This window comes from Pedobacter sp. AC212 (genome assembly GCF_979258625.1).
On sequence record NZ_OZ409870.1, the window covers coordinates 4032636 to 4047873 of the forward strand.

12 protein-coding genes are annotated in these 15238 nt (G+C 38.2%); 3 read left to right on the top strand and 9 right to left on the bottom strand.

The window, feature by feature from the left end; translation table 11 throughout:
* Window positions 1-1207: 1207 nt before the first annotated feature.
* Window positions 1208-1672 carry a hypothetical protein gene (locus tag ACZZZC_RS17170; RefSeq protein WP_463487750.1) on the bottom strand — a complete coding sequence of 155 codons (465 nt, stop codon included), beginning with the start codon at window positions 1670-1672 and terminating at the stop codon, window positions 1208-1210.
* A gap of 77 nt (window positions 1673-1749) precedes the next feature.
* Window positions 1750-2760, bottom strand: coding sequence for a bestrophin family protein (locus ACZZZC_RS17175; protein ID WP_463487751.1), 1011 nt, complete (start codon window positions 2758-2760; stop codon window positions 1750-1752).
* 176 nt (window positions 2761-2936) lie between these two features.
* Between ACZZZC_RS17175 and ACZZZC_RS17180 the strand changes: the two genes are divergently transcribed.
* Window positions 2937-3074 (top strand): hypothetical protein, encoded by a 138-nt coding sequence (locus ACZZZC_RS17180; RefSeq protein WP_463487752.1) that lies wholly within the window; start codon window positions 2937-2939, stop codon window positions 3072-3074.
* 71 nt (window positions 3075-3145) lie between these two features.
* On the opposite strand, the gene ACZZZC_RS17185 is transcribed toward ACZZZC_RS17180, so the two are convergent.
* The 7 genes from ACZZZC_RS17185 to ACZZZC_RS17215 form a co-directional block, all read right to left on the bottom strand.
* A complete protein-coding gene (locus ACZZZC_RS17185; protein ID WP_463487753.1) occupies window positions 3146-4396 on the bottom strand; it encodes a sulfate adenylyltransferase subunit 1 in 1251 nt (416 codons plus the stop codon).
* A gap of 198 nt (window positions 4397-4594) precedes the next feature.
* Window positions 4595-5500: a sulfate adenylyltransferase subunit CysD gene (gene cysD / locus ACZZZC_RS17190; RefSeq protein ID WP_463487754.1), complete on the bottom strand. Its 906-nt coding sequence runs from the start codon at window positions 5498-5500 to the stop codon at window positions 4595-4597.
* Between the two features lie 350 nt (window positions 5501-5850).
* On the bottom strand, window positions 5851-6582 hold the full coding sequence (locus ACZZZC_RS17195) for a phosphoadenylyl-sulfate reductase (RefSeq protein ID WP_463487755.1): 732 nt from the start codon (window positions 6580-6582) through the stop codon (window positions 5851-5853).
* A gap of 2 nt (window positions 6583-6584) precedes the next feature.
* Window positions 6585-8096 carry a TSUP family transporter gene (locus ACZZZC_RS17200; RefSeq protein WP_463487756.1) on the bottom strand — a complete coding sequence of 504 codons (1512 nt, stop codon included), beginning with the start codon at window positions 8094-8096 and terminating at the stop codon, window positions 6585-6587.
* Entirely contained in the window at window positions 8080-8850 is a 771-nt protein-coding gene (gene cobA, locus ACZZZC_RS17205; protein WP_463487757.1) for a uroporphyrinogen-III C-methyltransferase, read from the bottom strand. Before cobA ends, ACZZZC_RS17200 begins: the two co-directional genes overlap by 17 nt.
* 106 nt (window positions 8851-8956) lie before the next feature.
* Window positions 8957-11047: a HEPN domain-containing protein gene (locus tag ACZZZC_RS17210; protein WP_463487758.1), complete on the bottom strand. Its 2091-nt coding sequence runs from the start codon at window positions 11045-11047 to the stop codon at window positions 8957-8959.
* A gap of 489 nt (window positions 11048-11536) precedes the next feature.
* Window positions 11537-11983 (bottom strand): RrF2 family transcriptional regulator, encoded by a 447-nt coding sequence (locus tag ACZZZC_RS17215; protein WP_056849678.1) that lies wholly within the window; start codon window positions 11981-11983, stop codon window positions 11537-11539.
* Between the two features lie 130 nt (window positions 11984-12113).
* On the opposite strand from ACZZZC_RS17215, the gene ACZZZC_RS17220 reads away from it, so the two are divergent.
* A complete protein-coding gene (locus tag ACZZZC_RS17220; RefSeq protein ID WP_463487759.1) occupies window positions 12114-13898 on the top strand; it encodes an ATP-binding protein in 1785 nt (594 codons plus the stop codon).
* 93 nt (window positions 13899-13991) lie between these two features.
* Window positions 13992-15221, top strand: a complete 1230-nt coding sequence (locus tag ACZZZC_RS17225; protein ID WP_463487760.1) for a metallophosphoesterase — start codon at window positions 13992-13994, stop codon at window positions 15219-15221.
* Window positions 15222-15238: the final 17 nt, after the last annotated feature.

Here is a 15238-nt window from a genome sequence, read left to right on the forward strand (position 1 = left end):
ATATACAAAGTCTATAGAAATTGTAGTAATTTATTTTAAAATAATTTTACTGTCTTTTACTATCATGCATGAAAGAAGCAATCTTAATGCGATCGCTAATATTCAACCCATAGTTGTAAGATTGCTTCGTGCCTCGCAATGACGACTTTTCTTCACTTGTCATTCTGAGTGCAACGAAGAATCTGCAACCGATTAGCATTGTCTCAATTATGTTAACAATCTGAAGAAAAAAACAATTTTCTATAAGTTAGGGCATCATTCCAAGTCAAAGATTTCTCGGTTGCGCTCGAAATGACGGCGGAGATTGAAATTCGAGATAAAAAAAGTCTTAAAGCTAACACTAGAATAATTTTCCCGCAGATTAAGAAGATTTTCGCTGATTTCTCTGCGTTTATCTTCTTAATCTGCGGGAGTTATTTTTTATCACACCGAAAATATCGAAATGCTTCTCCAAATTCTAAGCTGCGCTACTATTGACGTTTTTAATTTACCGTTTTGCCTGCCTGCGGCAGGCAGGCGATCCCGATTCTTCATCGGGAGAAGCGATCTCTTTTGTGGTATTATTTTATCTAAAGAGATTGCTTCGTGCCTCGCCTGCCTGCCGCAGGCAGGCAATGACGACAATGGTTGAAAGGGAAGATAAAAAAGTCTTAGTGGGACGCTAAGACTAGAATAAGGCACGATAGTTTAAGATTGCTTGGCCCCTCGCAGTGAAAACTGTTTTAAGGTTTGTCATTCTGAGTGCAACGAAGAATCTGCAACCGATTAGCATTGCCTCAATTAGATTAACAATCTGAAGAAAAAAACAATTTTTTCTAAGTTAGGGCATTATTCGAATTCAAAGATTTCTCGGCTGCGCTCGAAATGCCGACGGGACTTGAATTAGAGATAAAAAAAGCCTTAGCAGGACGCTAAAACTTAGAGTATTTTCCCGCAGATTAAAGAGATTTTCGCTGATTTTTTCTGCGTTCATCTTTCTTAATCTGCGGGAGTTATTTTTTATCACACCGAAACTATCGAAATGCTTCTCCAAATTCTAAGCTGCGCTACCATTGACGTTTTTTATTTACCGTCTTTGCCTGCCTGCGGCAGGCAGCGATCCCGATTCTTCATCGGGAGAGGCAATTTCATTTATAGTATTATTTTATCAAATAAGATTGCTTCGTGCCTCGCAAGGACGAGCAAGTGATTTTACTTCTATTATAATTTATTTACAAGGCACTTCAGCAAACGTAAACTTACCCGCCTCGTAATTAATAGGTTTGCCCTTAACAAAATAAGACCGGCCTAAAGTGGTTTCAATTTGAGCAACCCCCATGATTAATTTCCCATCCTTCTTTAAAAAAGCCAAGGGATTTGTAAATGCTTTTGTAGTATCTGCGCCAGTGTTAAAACGATAATCAACCAACAAGGTATCACCGCTGAATTTGCCGTCTATCTTACCATTGTTCTGAGGTTTATCACCATATTTAATTAACAATGAACCTGTAACTTTACCCGATGCCATTGTTTTTACAATCATAGCAGCGCTGTCTTTTTCAAACGCCGAAGCATAACATGTTTCATTAATTAGCGAATCTTTCTTTGCGGTTTCAGCTTTTTTATCTGATGAGTTACAAGCATATGCAAATGGAAATAGAGCAACGACAAGGTAAAAAATTTTGTTCTTCATCTTCTGAATTTTAAGGGTTAAACTGATTTATTAAATATAGGAATACGATGAAATGTTTTTGCTATTTCCACAAAACCTTACATCAAAATATTATGTTCAGGCGTAATAGCAAGCGGCAGGTCGGTTTCGTCAAGCATATCCCGCATATCAATTTCGATTGTTCTGGAGATGTTCGTGATCGGAACATCATTGGCATTACCTTCAAACGGATTGGAGGAGCTTTCTCCCACAACGTCTAAAGAATTAAAAACCCAGGTTAACAAAATAGCAAAAGGAATATTCAACCAAATTGAATAACCTTCAATCAAGGTGCCATTACCCAGTTTATTAAAGTCGTTAAGCAAACCATAAGGAACCAAAAACACGAAAAGATTAAGCATAATGGTCGCTATGGACGAGAAATGCCTCGGATACGGAAAGTTTTTGATTCTTTCAGCTTTGCCTTGATTATCGTAAAAAACACTTATTGCGTTTTGCAAAGATTGCAATTGAAGATCGGATATACTTCCACTTGAAAATAACTTATTGATGTGGCTTGATTGTAGCGCCATCACTTGCGTAGCCTTATTTTTCTTTGTTAAAACGTAACTTAATTCGTCAGCTGAAAGATATTTAGCTAAAACTTCTTCAAGCTTGTCTATTTTTTCTGCTATATGGTAATTTCTGGAGTATTCAACATTTCGGGGATCATCCATATTTTCCCATGCCCGTGGTTCTCTAAGTTGAAAACGCAATGCTGTTAGCCAGGCAAAATGACGGTAAAAAATCACTTTCACATCAGTACTTTTATCTTTTGATGCTAAAAAATCGCGGATCATTACACCAAATGCCCTGCTGATATTAATAATGCCGCCATAAATTTGTCGTGCTTCCCATAATCTTGAATAACTGGCGTTATTTTTAAAACCAATGATAAATGATACAGCTGTACCCAAAAGCGCAACCGGAACCCAAGAAATAGAAAGAAAGGTAAAGCCACAAAAGTGATAAAGAATTGTTGGAATTACAGCAAGAATCGTTAAGCGATACAGATCTCTACGAGTCCATAAAATAAATTCGAAAAAGGTATACTTCTTTCCGGCATGCATAATTTAGTCTTTAGTTTCTTGTGAATGTTTGTTTGAGGGATAAACGAAGATAAAAAAAATTAAAAATTTTGATGATGCTTTGAAGATAAACTTCCAGATCGGGATTCGACCAAACGGAAATAAACCCGGTTGAAGTGAAAATCTTTTTTGTAGCAGCAACCTTAAATAAAGCTGTCATGCTGAGGCACGAAGCATCTGCAACCGATGAAACAGAGGCCTCGTACATCAGCACGACAAAAGTTTACAAAAAAATTGGAACGAAAAACGGGGCTGTCGTAACCGATGCCCCGCTGAAATTGCTTTCCTCTAATTAAGAGTTTCAATTATGATATTTGGTTATGGTTCTAAAGAATTTCGCCAAAAACATCGCCCATTTCCATTGCACTTACTCAACAGCCGCTCTAAACATTAAAGCGCCTACAGTTAAATTCGTTCTGCTATCTACCAAAATAGCGGAACCATTTGCCCGGTTATCATCATATAAATCGAAAGCTAAAGCATCAGCTGTTTTAACGATTACCCGACCGATATCATTTAATTTAAATTCTCCTGCGGAATGTTTTTCTAGCGTATTGATATCGACCTTATGCAAAATTTCGCTGATTTTACATTTTGTTAATTTGCTATTATGCTGAATTAAGTATGTGATAGATGTATCTAGCGCCCGTCCATCCATCCAGCATAAGTCTGCCTCAATTAATTTCGATTCTTGTGGCAAAGCTGATGCATTCACAATGGTATCTCCACGACTTATATCTACATCATCTTTTAAATGAATAATAACCGACTGGCCTGCATGCGCAGCATCTGGGGTTTGATCGAAAAATTCAATCTTTTCGACAATAGAACTGGCTCCTGACGGTAAAACTGTAACCTTATCATTTAAGTTAAAAGTTCCGCTCAGCACCCGCCCAGCATAACCGCGGTAGTCGTGAAGCGCTTCCGTTTGAGGACGAATAACCCATTGTACCGGCATACGAGCTAAAGTTGATTTCTCCAGGCTATCGGTATCAACTTTTTCCAGAAAATGCAGCAAACTTTCGCCTTCGTACCAATCCATCCGCTCAGAATTCTGAACGATGTTATCTCCTTTTAGCGCACTAACTGGAATATAATTCACATCAACTAACTTCAGTTGTTGGGCTAATACTTTGTATTTATCGATGATAGAATTGTAAACATCCTGACTATAATCAACCATATCCATTTTATTAATACAAACAACAATGTGTTTGATACCCAATAGAGAAACCAGGTAAGAATGGCGGATGGTTTGTTCAACAACACCATTTCTGGCGTCGATTAAAATAATGGCAAGGTTAGCTGTTGAAGCTCCGGTAACCATGTTTCTGGTATATTGAATATGGCCAGGCGTATCAGCGATGATAAATTTGCGTTTATCGGTTTGAAAATATTTGTAAGCTACATCAATGGTAATTCCCTGTTCACGTTCTGCCCTTAAACCATCGGTTAAAATGGCCAAATCTATTGTTCCATCGTCGTTTTTACGGTTGGAGCTTTGTAAGGCTTCCAACTGATCAGCTAAAATAGAATCTGTATCGTATAACAAACGGCCGATTAGGGTACTTTTACCATCATCTACGCTGCCTGCTGTGAAAAATTTTAATATGTTCATGTTTTTAGTATTAAGATATTAGTATCTAGTATCAAGACGAATTTCAGTCTATCAATTCCATACCTAGTATCAAGATATTGGTATCAAGTATCAAGGCAAATCACATAATGCAATTTCTCTAGTCATATTAGATTGTCAAAAGTTTAGTTTTTAGTTGGCATCCAGTCTTGATACTTGATACTAACTACTAAGTACTCCCTAAAAATACCCTCCTTTTTTCCTATCCTCCATTGCGGCTTCCGAAACTTTATCATCCATACGGGCGCCACGTTCGGAGATTTTTGAAGCACTGATTTCAGTGATAATATCATCGATCAAAATTGCTTCAGATTCTACCGCAGCGGTACAAGACATATCGCCAACGGTACGGAAACGTACTTGTTTACGAAAAACGACATCTTCATCATCCATATTTAAAAACGGAGAAGCGGCCATCAATTGCCCGTTTCTGGTAATTACTTCACGCTCATGAGAGAAATAAATGCTTGGCAGTTCTATGTTTTCTCTTCGAATGTAGTTCCAAACATCAAGTTCGGTCCAGTTACTGATTGGGAATACACGCACATTCTCGCCCTTGTGGATTTTACCATTGTAAATATTCCATAGTTCAGGGCGTTGGCGTTTTGGATCCCACTGACCGAATTCATCACGAACAGAAAAGATTCTTTCTTTTGCCCTGGCTTTTTCCTCATCTCTCCGAGCCCCGCCAATGCAGGCATCAAATTCATATTTTGCAATGGTATCTAACAAGGTTACGGTTTGCAAAGCATTTCTGCTGGCATTCTTACCTTTTTGTTCTACTACTTTTCCCTGGTCGATTGATTCCTGAACAGAACCAACAATTAACCTTTCACCAATCCTTTCAATCATCTGATCACGATAGTCGATCGTTTCCTGAAAGTTATGTCCCGTATCAATGTGCACCAACGGGAAAGGAAATTTCCCAGGGCGAAAAGCCTTTTCTGCCAAGCGAACCAAAGTAATCGAGTCTTTACCGCCAGAAAATAGTAATGCCGGTTTCTCAAATTGCCCTGCAACTTCACGTAAAATGTGAATCGCCTCGGCCTCTAGTTCATCTAAGTAATCAAAATTATATGTACTCATTTATAAATGTTTGAATTTTGAATGAGAGAATAAGTGACTGTTATGTTCTACAGCATAATCTCTTTTCAAAGTTTATATTCTTTTGTTGTTGTTGTTTGAAAGTTGGAATGTTTTAAAGTTGAATTATATAGTTCCATACATTTCTATTTCTATAACCTCATCCTATCAATGTTAGGGCTTTGGTTTATTTTGTGCTTTCCTCTCCTTGAAAAGAGGGATTTAAAGTTTCTACGGTTAAACATTCGGTTTAAGGCTGCTGCCCACGGTTTCCCTCTCTTCAAGGAGAGGGATGCAGTGAACCGCGTTTAATTTTTGGCTTTCATAGGGTGAGGTTTTTGCAAGCGTCTTAATCACCCCTCAACCTTTTTACCCTCAACCCCCACAGCTTCCGTAGCATGCAAGCCACATTCCTTTTTACTTTGGTCTTCCCACCACCATCTTCCGGCTCTAAAATCTTCACCAGGTTGTACTGCTCTTGTACAAGGGGCACAGCCAATGCTCGGAAAACCTTTATCGTGTAAAGTATTGTAAACGATATTATTTTCTTTAATAAACATTTTTACATCTTCCAAAGTCCAGTCGAAAATGGGGTGGAATTTGATCAGTTGATTACCTTCATCCCATTCTAAATCGTGCATATCTTCGCGGTTAGCACTCTGTTCAGCCCTAATCCCGGTTACCCAGATTTCGTTTCCCGTTAACGCTCTTTTCAACGGTTCGATTTTACGGATATAACAGCATTCTTTTCTATTCTCTACTGATTCGTAAAAACTGTTTGGACCCTTCGTATTCACCATATCCTGCAGCAATTCATTTTTAGGATAATAAGCGTGAATGGGTTTGTTATAAACTTCTAACGTACGGTTCCAAACATAATAGGTTTCTGGAAATAAGCGACCCGTTTCTAGTGTGAACACTTTTATAGGAATATCATTGGCAAAAATTAAATGAGTGATGACTTGGTCTTCCCAACCAAAACTAGTTGAAAAAATAATTCGATCTGCATATTTATCTGCCAAATACCGCAATTTCTCAATTGTACTTAAGCCTGTAAGTTCCGCCTTTAATTGCTCTACTCCCATCACTAAATTAATTTTAAAATAAACAAGATCACACTACGCAAACTTACGATCATTACGATGATCCCAACTGCTACCATGATCGTTTTCGCTGAAATTTTGTTTGAAACTCTTGCCGCTATTGGCGATGCGATGGCGCTGCCAATAATCAATCCTAAAACGGCTTCCCAGTGTTTGCCCCCTAACATCGTAAAAAAAGTTAAAGAACTTAGCGTTGCGATAAAAAATCTGCTGATTTTTACCGTTCCTAATGAAAATAAGGGATGACGGCCACCGGCAATAAGACTTGAAAGCACGATAGAGCCCCATCCGCCACCAAAAGCAGCATCGATAAAACCACCCACAAAACCTAAAAATCCAATCTTTTTTATCTTTTGATCGGCTTTTTTTCTTTTAATGTTGAATGCCTTCATCAAAATTATACCACCTAAAAACAAGGTATAAACAGCAACTACAGGCTTAACATAAGCACTATAATGCTCTAATGATGATAAAATGTATGCGCCTAAAACTGCACCAATCACTGCAGGAATGATGAGTATTTTGAACAACTTCCAGTTTACATTTCCCATGCGGTAGTGCATCCATCCGGCAATTCCATTACTCATCACCTCAGAGATATGAATGGCCATACTGGCTGATGCCGGCGGTAAACCCATGGCCAAGGAAAACGATGCGGTGGTAACCCCATACGACATTCCAATAGCACCATCAATTAAAGCGAATACAAAGCCTGCGCCTAAGAACCAATAAAATAATGGATCAATATTCAGCAGGAAAGTCTGAAATTCAGGTTCGGTATTCCAGAGCGTTAACCCGATAGAACCAATTAATAAAATTGCAGCAGTCCAGATCAGCCACTTAATATTCCGCTCTGCAAAGCTTTTTCGTGGATTGATTAAACTCTGTGTAACCTTATTCAGCTTCTTTACTTTCGAAGAAAAATCGCCGTTAAGTGTTTGCCGCAAAGCACTCATATTTTGTAAGGTTTCATCCAGCTCCGCCGGAATTCCCTCGTTCAAGATCTGCTTTAACCGTTTTGCAATAGTTGGTGATTTGCCGTTTGTAGAAATCGCAATTTTTAAATCGCCTTTTTGAACGATTGAACCCAGATAGAAATCACATAAATCAGGTTTATCGGCTACATTAATAAGCAAACCTTTTTCATGTGTTACTACCCTAATTTCTTCGTTTAAAATATTGTTATTTGTTGCGGCGAAAACGATGTCGATATTTTCCAAATCAGAAATATCAAAGCTTTTTTGTTTCACTTTGATTTGTGGATAATCTGCGATAAGCGCATAAACCTCAGGAGAAACAATTTCGGCTACAATGGTAATGTTAGCCTGGCGACTGTTATTTATAATTGCTGTTAATTTCTCGAGCCCAATATTGCCCGCACCAATTAATAATGTACGTAGCTTATTCAGTTTAATAAAAACTGGAAAAAGCTGATTCCCTTTTTCCTCATCAGAAAAAGGCAACGCATTATCAGGTTGGTTAGGCAATACTTGCATATTGTTTTACTAAGTTTTTAAATGAAGGATGTAAAGAAACTACCTCACCAAAAATTAAAAGTGCCGGCGCCTTAATATTTTCCTGCTGCACTAAACTTTCAATGGTTTCTACTCTTCCAACAACTAGTTTTTCATCTTCAGATGATCCGTTTTGAACCACCGCTGCCGGCAAGTGGTGCCTACCAGCAGCCTTGAAAATTTCTACAATTTTAGCTAGTTTTTTCAAGCCCATTAATACCAAAACTGTCGCATTAGATTCTGCTGCCTGGTAGATATCGTTCGAAACCTCTCCAGAAGTAGTTGTTCCGGTAATTACCCAAAAACTTTCGCTCAATCCGCGGTGTGTTACCGGAATTTGCTGCAAACCCGGAACTCCGATTGAACTCGAGATGCCAGGAATAACATCAACAGGAATGCTGAAAGATGCTGCATAATCCAATTCCTCGTAACCTCTGCCGAAAACGAAAGGGTCGCCGCCTTTTAGCCGAACCACATGGCCGTAATTTAAGGCGTAATCAATCATCAGTTTATTGATGGTTTCCTGCGGATACGAATGCTCCCCAGAACGTTTCCCCACGTATACTTTAATCGCATCAGCTGGCGCATGTTCTAATAAGGCTTCATTGGTTAAAGCATCGTACAAAACAACATCTGCAGCCTGCAAAGCTTTAACACCTTTTAAGGTTAACAAATCCGGATCGCCCGGACCAGCTCCTAAAAGGGTAATTTTTGATTCTTTATGTTGATTAATCATATCGTTTAAATTATTGATTTTTGAATGAGTGATTTAGTAAATGTTTTTACAAGCGATTTTGCTACTTGCATACAATCATTCTCTCATTCAATAATTCACTCATTCCTTACTTTACTGCTACTGCTCTTTTTTCCCTAATCTGATTTAAAAAGGCATCAGCTTCATTGAAGTATTTCTCTGCAAACGCTGCTGTCGGCTCATTTTTATTGATTTGTAAAACCAAATCTGAAAAGTTGGTCGATAAATTAAATTCGCCAGTTTCCACATAGTGATTATCGAACTCTCTGATTACGCCAAACTGGGTGCTGCTGTTAACCCCTTTATCTAAAAGCAAAGATTTTGCTGCGCTTACGAATGTGCTGTAGGTATGATAGATCGCATCAGCGTAAGCACCTTTTTCTAAATTTTGCTTCGCCCAACCAAATTTTTCATCAGCCTCTAAAAGTAGAGTGGCTACTAAATCGATCACTACGCCAGCACATTCGCCAACACCAATGGCAGTTACAAATTGCTCTACATGGCCCCAATCCACAAATTCTTCTTGCTGAAGATTGGTTAAATCTGCCAATGGCTTTAAAAGTTGATAAAAGTGGTCTTTTCCTTTTCTATCATAATATTGGTGGAAATTTTCGTTCTCTTCATTATTTGCTTTAAAATCATTTAAAATGAAATGCAAAACGCTGGTCGCTCTTTTCGATGGCACTTTAATCACCCGTTCTGCCACACGGCCAACACCATTACCAACTGTTCCGCCGCCGAGCATTACCTGTACCGCTGGAACCACTTTCCCCTCGGCTTTTACCGAACTTCCGTGGAAACCAATTTCTGCTAACCCATGCTGACCGCAAGAATTCATACAGCCACTGATTTTTATTTTGATGTTTTTCTCATAAATAAATTCAGGGAAATCGGTGTAAATCACATCTTCCAAAACTTCTGCTAAAGTCATAGAATTAGAGATACCCAAATTACAAGTATCTGTGCCCGGACAAGTGGTAATATCAGCCAGACTATCGAAACCAGCTGTTGTAAAACCAATCTTATTTAATGCTGAGTATAAAGATGGCAAGGCATTTTCGCGAACAAACTTCAGAAGCAAACCCTGATTTTGAGTGATGCGGATTTCATCAGCGACATAAGGCCTAATGGCATCAACAAAAGCACGGGCTTTATCAGTCTTGATATCGCCAACCTGCACTTTCACATAAACGGCATAAAAACCATCTTGCTTTTGCGGAACAACATTAGTTGCCGACCAGTGTTTATAATGCGTTTCGTTAAGAATTTCAACCGCCGAGTATTCTTGTTCTAATGGTAAGGCCGGCTGTTGAATAACATCTCTATCGATTTTAAAAGTTTTTACTTTGTTCGCGATTCGCTCTTCAGCAACAAGACGTAGAACTTCCTCTAAGCCCAACTTCTGAACTAAATACTTTAAACGGGCTTTATTTCTATTTGTTCGCTCACCATAATGGTCGAAAACACGCAAAACCGATTCTGTAAAAGGAATAAGCTGATCTTCATGCAAAAACTCATGAATGGGACTAGCTAAAAATGGTTGTGCACCAAGGCCACCAGCAAACAGCACCTTAAAACCACGTTCGCCGTTTTCGTCAATTTTTGGGATAAAACCTAAATCATGAATATAACTAAAAGCCGTATCCTTATCGCTGGAAGAGAAAGAAATTTTAATCTTTCTGCCCATCTCCTGGCAAATTGGGTTACGCAAAAAATACTTGAAAACTGCATGCGCATAAGGCGAAACATCAAAAGGTTCGTCTTTATCAATTCCAGCATTTGGTGAAGCCGTTACGTTACGAACGGTATTTCCGCAAGCCTCACGAAGCGTAATGTCATCTTGCTCGAGCTTTGCCCAAAGTTCTGGCGTTCTATCCAAACTCACATAATGCAATTGAATATCCTGACGGGTAGTTAGGTGTAAATTGCCACTCCCATATTCATCGGCAATATCCGCAATACGCAACAACTGCTTAAAAGTAACCTTACCAAATGGGAGTTTAATCCTGATCATTTGTACACCAGGCTGTCTTTGTCCGTAAACACCACGGGCTAAACGTAAACTTCTAAATTTCTCATCGTGAATGGTTCCATCTCGAAAAGCTTTAATCTTGTTCTCTAAATCGATAATGTCCTGCTCGACAATCGGATTTTCGAGTTCTGTTCTGAAACTTTGCATATTGTGTTGTTAGCTTTATTCAAAAAATGCCTCTCTTATAACTGAGAAGCATCAAATATTTTATACCTATAAATTATCCAAATACCATCCCCTATTGCGTTTTACAACAATATTGCATCGATATATTACAAATTTGGATAGATATAAAATTGAAGTTCATCTGCCAAATATATAAAGTATATAGGAATAGTAGTAATTTTTATTAAAAAAGTTTTTGTTGTGAATGCTAGAAGTACAGTTAGCTGCAAATCACGCCGAGAAAAATAAGAATTGATTTAGAAAAATCGACTACACTGTGAGGTGTTTTCACAATGTGATGATATGAACAACAAATGTTATAGGATTGCTTCGTTCCTCGCAATGGCGAACTAGCAAAATACGCAATACGCAATTTCGACCGTGATTACCTGCCTGAGGTGGCGAAGCGACGAGCGAAGAAATCTTAATGATACCTACTAATAAAGAAAAAAATATACGAAACGTAACGGTTTAAATACTATCGATACCCAACTTCAACGTATCTTCCCTACCGATGACATCAGCAATGCTGGTTTCACTGAGCACCTTAAGTGTAGCATCTCTTACATCGATAAATGCACTTCGAATACCACAGGTTTTTTCGTCGACACATTCATCACATTTGTGGTAAAAATTTAAGCTGGCACAAGGAACCATAGCAATTGGCCCATCGGTAACACGCATTACCTGTACCAACAGAATTTCTTCGGGCTTTTTGTTTAAACTGTAGCCACCACCAGCACCTTTCTTACTGTATAAAAAGCCGGCGTTCCGCAAATCTAACAGAATTTGTTCTAAGAACTTTTTAGGAATATGCTCCTCCTCAGCAATCTTTGAGATTTGCATAGGTGGTTTTTCTACATTTTTGCCAAGCGCAACAAGTGCTTTAATGGCGTATTTAGTCTTTTTTGATAGCATATATCTTACAAAGCTAATAAATTAAGTACAATTATGAAATATGCAAATAGGTGTTCAGTGAGCATCACTCATTGCCATATATTCAAAAGATGATATAAATAATTATATCTTTAGAAATTAAATTAAGTTAGTGCTTAAAGTTATCAAAACCTTAGATGTTAGCCAGCATAAAATTAGCACAGAATCGAAACTGTTTGCTGTTTTATGTCTTTGTTTATTTTCGATCTCACTAATCAATATCGCCGCAAACTTTTTCCTTGGTCTGGTTTGGTTTCTTAATTTATATATATTTTTAGGGTCCTTCGTCCATTTGGCTTTTTTTTATTACGCCATAAAAGATCGAGTTAGCGAGGCTGGACGATTTTGGTATTTTATTTATAATATCGCATCTATCGCTCCAGCCTGGTTTTTAAACGACGGAATAAAAGGCTCTACCCCATTATTTTTTGTATTCTATTTGAGTATTGCGATGCTATCTCTTTCGTTGCGATATAGATTGATATTTGTTGTCTTTTTTTTTATCATCACTGCACTATGCGTGGTGTTAGAAACTTTTTTCCCTCACCTGCTCATTCCATATCCGAGTGATGATGCCCGGAATATGGATATCATTCTGGCTTTTATAGACATTTCTGTCATGATGATTGTGATGCTCACGATCTATAAAAAAGTGGCAGATTATGATCGCTTTCTGATGGTGAAGAGCAAGCTCAGGTTAGAAAACTCACAGAAGGAATTAATTATTGCCAAAGAAAATGCAGAGGCTGCGACAGTAGCCAAATCAAGTTTTCTGGCCAATATGAGCCATGAGATCAGAACTCCGCTAAATGGTATTACCGGAGCTTCAGAACTGTTGAAACTCACCAACCTTAATCACGAACAAAGCGAGTTGCTCAACACCTTACAAGCGAGTAACAGCATCATGATTGATATCGTTAACGACCTGCTTGACATCTCAAAAATTGAAGCTAACAAGATGGAGATTCACAATCTGCCATTCGATATTAGAAACTGTATTATAAACGTTGAAAACATCATCCGTCCCTTTTTTATTAAAAAAGATTTGGAGTTTATTATCGAAATCGACTCAAAAGTACCTGAATTATTGGTTACTGATGAAATTAAATATAAGCAAATTGTTATCAACCTATTGAGCAATGCTGCAAAATTTACCGAACATGGTTACGTTAAACTGAGTTTGAAATATGCAGATCAAAATGGCTTAAAACAGCTTGTTACTGTAATTAAAGATACCGGAATTGGTATCGACAAGGATGGGATGACTAAGCTCTTTCTTCCATTTTCGCAAATAAATCCATCTGCAACCCGGCAGTTTGGCGGTGCAGGTTTAGGACTTTTAATCTGCAGGAAACTGGCTGAAATGATGGGTGGAAAAATTTGGGTTAGTAGTGAAATAGGTGCCGGTTCGGCCTTTACCTTTGAAATACCTGCAAATTCCTATCAGGAAGTTCCACCAGCCAAACATAAAAAGAGAACAGTCAAAATCACAAACATGGTTCCTATTGCTGGAATGAATATTTTGATAGCTGAGGATAACGTCTTCAACCAGGTGATTACCTCGAAAATGCTGGAAAAATCTGGCTATAAACACATTATCGCAAACGATGGTTTGGAAGCTGTGAAAATGGTAAAAGAAACGCATTTTAATATCATTTTGATGGACATGCAAATGCCAAATATGGATGGAGTTTCTGCATCTAAAGAAATATTAAAATATTATGATGAAAATAATATTGTCCCACCGATAATTATTGGCTGTAGTGCCAATGCCATGCAAGAGGATATTGAAAAATGCTTAGCTGCTGGCATGAAAGATTTCTTAGCAAAACCTTTCACTTTAGATGATCTCCGCATGGTCATGATCAAGTGGACCAAAATTGAAGAACGCATTTAATCAAACAACCGTAAAAATAGTTCCAGTTTGAAACTTAAGTAGCTAACCCCACGTTTAAAATCTATTTTTACATCCATACTTCATTTTTTTTTTATGAAACGAAAGATTAATTTCTTACCCATACTTGCCATAGTTGTTCTATTTTTTGCGCTTAATTCTTATGTGCTTTCAGGCTTTGGCACGCTGAATCAATCTTCCTTACTTGCTCCATTTTTTTGGGTATTCATTATTGGATTAGCAGTTGCCTTATTTTTCGCGATTACACAAATGCGGACGAATGGAATGGGTAAATTTTTCCAAATCATTACGCATGCATTTTTAATCGTGTTTACCGCGGAAGTAGTTTTTGCTTTTTTTCTACTCGTTGGAGATTTATTTCGGTTGGTTCTTTCGATATCCTCAAACTTTAAGCCAGATGGATTTCAGGTGTTGGGGCGAAGCATTTATTGGGTAGATTTTGCCTTTGTGATGTTCTGCCTTACCGTTCTACTGTTCATTTTTGGAATTACGAGAGGCAAATATGCCTACAGGGTGATCAAACACAGCCTTTATTTCGATGATTTACCGGACAGTTTTGACGGGTTCACCATTACGCAAATCTCCGACATTCATGCGGGAAGCTTTACTAAACCAAAGCAGGTGCAAAAAGGCATCGACTTGATTAATGCGCAAAAAAGTGACCTGTTTGTTTTCACCGGCGATTTGGTAAATAATGCTGCTTCGGAAATCGTACCCTATATTGGCCATTTTTCGCAAATAAAAGCGCCATTCGGCCAATTTTCTGTTTTGGGCAATCATGATTATGGAGACTATATCAAATGGCCATCAGAAGCGGATAAGATTAAAAATTTACAGCAATTAAAAAGCTATCATGCCGAACTTGGATTTAAACTACTATTGGATGAACATGTAGAGTTAACCAAAAATGGGGAGAAAATTATTCTTGCAGGGATCGAAAACTGGGGACTTGGATTTGGGGAACGTGGCGATTTGGCGAAGGCTTTAGCTGGCACAAATGTGAACGATTTTAAGGTGTTGCTTTCTCATGATCCATCCCATTGGGAGGCACAGGTGAAAAATAATCCATCAAAAATTCAGCTGGCATTGGCTGGCCATACTCACGGGATGCAATTCGGTATTGAAGCGTTTGGCATTAAATGGAGCCCGGTTAAATATCGTTATAAACATTGGGGAGGCATAAAATTTGAAAACGGACGATATTTAAATGTAAACAGGGGCTTTGGCTTTTTAGGTTTTTCAGGTAGAATTGGAATCTGGCCGGAGATCACCGTGATTGAGCTTAAAAAGAGCGCAAATAAATGAAATCACTTATCATACGC